This is a genomic window from Allosphingosinicella sp. (assembly GCF_036387215.1).
GTDB lineage: Bacteria > Pseudomonadota > Alphaproteobacteria > Sphingomonadales > Sphingomonadaceae > Allosphingosinicella.
The window spans coordinates 1-2,120 of record NZ_DASVUE010000377.1; the positions used below are offsets into that span (position 1 = coordinate 1).

1 protein-coding gene is annotated in these 2,120 nt (G+C 66.7%); it reads right to left on the minus strand.

The window, feature by feature from the left end:
- Window positions 1-199: 199 nt before the first annotated feature.
- A partial coding sequence (locus VF662_RS14705; protein ID WP_464142593.1) for a ribonuclease R family protein occupies window positions 200-2,120 on the minus strand: 1,921 nt, incomplete at its 5' end.

Genomic DNA, 2,120 nt, shown 5'->3' on the forward strand with positions numbered 1-2,120 from the left:
AGCAGAGTGGAATCCTCAGAAGCGCTCTTCCAGGCGACCGTGCCCAGCAGGATCACGCTGATGATGGAAACGAAATAGCCGAGGGACTTCAAGAACAACGGCATTGGCACGCCACCTGCTGCAACCACTTGTGCGTCAAGAGGCAGAACACGGCACAAGTGCCTATCGTTCCGCAGGCGGACTGATCCTGCCGGGAAATCTAGCGCCGGCCGCCCTTGTGCCGGATATTCGAGGGACGGCCGCGCTTGCCCTGGACGCGCTTTGGCTTCTCCTCGCCGCGGCGGCCGTCGCGCTTGATCGTTCGGCGCTGGGGACCCGAAGCCGGCATGTTCGGGACTTCGAAGCGGAGCCCGCCAGACACCGGATTGGCCTCGGCCAGGCGCAGCTTCAGCCGCTGCCCGGGCGCGAAGGTCTGCTGCGTGTCCTCGCCGACGAGGGTCTGGCTCGCTTCCTCGTAGCGGAAATATTCGGTGCCGAGGGTGGAAACGGGGACCAGGCCGTCGCCGCCGAGGCCTTCCACGGCGGCGAAGAAGCCGAACGGCTGCACGCCGGTGATGCGGCAATCGACCAGCTCGCCGACCCGCTCCGACAGATAGGCGGCCACATAGCGGTCGAGCGTTTCGCGCTCCGCAACCATCGCCCGCCGCTCAAACTGCGAGATGGACTCGCCGATGATGTCCATCGCTTCCGCTTCGGCGTCGGTGAGGCCGCCCTCGCCGAGACCGTAGCTGCGCACCAGCGAGCGGTGGACGAGCAGGTCCGCATAGCGCCGGATCGGGCTGGTGAAATGGGCGTAGGAGCCGAGCGAGAGGCCGAAATGGCCGTGATTCTCGGGGCCGTAATAAGCCTGGGTCTGGGTGCGGAGGATCTGCTCCATGATCTCGGGCTTGAACTCCGCCTCCCCCACCCGGTCGATGATCCGGTTGAAGGTCTCGGGCTTGATCACCTGGCCGAGCGCGAAGGGGATGTCGAAGGTCTCGAGATAATCCTTCAGCGCCACCAGCTTCTCGCGGCTCGGAGGCTCGTGGTCGCGGTACATGACGGGAGCCTTCTTCGCCTCCAGAGCCTTTGCGGCCGCGACGTTGGCGGCGATCATATAGTCCTCGACCAGCTTGTGCGCGTCGAGCCGCTCGCGCGGCGCCACGGACGTGATCCGCCCCTTCTCGTCCAGCACTACGCGCCGCTCGGGGAGGTCGAGGTCGAGCGGCGCCCGTTTCTCCCGAGCCTTGTAGAGCGCGCGCCAGCAGGCCCAGAGCGGCTTCAGAGTGCCCTCGACGATGGCCGGATCCACGGCGGGCGCATCGGCTTCGATTTCCGGCATGGAGCAGGGCGAGGAGGAGACTTCGGTCCGCTCCTGCCCAGCCGAAGCGTCGATCGCGGCCTGCGCGTCCTCGTAGGCAATGTTCGCCGCGATGCGGACCCGGGCGCGTGTGAAGCGCCAGCTCTTGAGCTGCCCGTCCTTCGTCACCTGCAGGTGGCAGGCCAAGGCGGCGCGGTCCTCCCCCTCCTTCAGCGAGCAGACGTGGGCACTAAGTGTTTCCGGGAGCATCGGCACCACGCGATCAGGGAAGTAGACGCTGTTGCCGCGCTTCCGTGCTTCCTTGTCGATGGAGGAGCCCGGGCGGACGTAGAAGCTGACATCGGCGATGGCGACGATCGCCTTCCAGCCGCCGCCGTTCGAGGGATCCTCGTCGGGCGCCGCCCAGACGGCATCGTCATGGTCGCGGGCGTCCGCCGGATCGATCGCGACGATCGGCACGTGCGTGAGGTCCTCGCGGGACCCGAGCTCCTGCTGCGCAACCCGCTCCGCCTCTTCGAGCACCCGGTCGGGGAATTCATGCGGAATGCCATGCTTGTGGATCGCGATCAGGCTGAAGCTGCGCGGAGCGAATGGGTCGCCGAGCACCTCGGACACCCGCGCGCTAAGCCGCGGTGGCCGTCCCGTCTTTTCCGCGAGGACGAGATCGCCGACCTCGGCTCGGCCAAGCTCCGAGATCGGAAGCTCCCGCCGCTCCTTTTTCTCGACCGGCCGGAGCCAAAGGCTTTCGCCCTCCCGATGGACGACGCCGAGCACGAGCTCGCTGCCTTTCAGCAGCTTCTTCATCGGATGGGCGATGAAG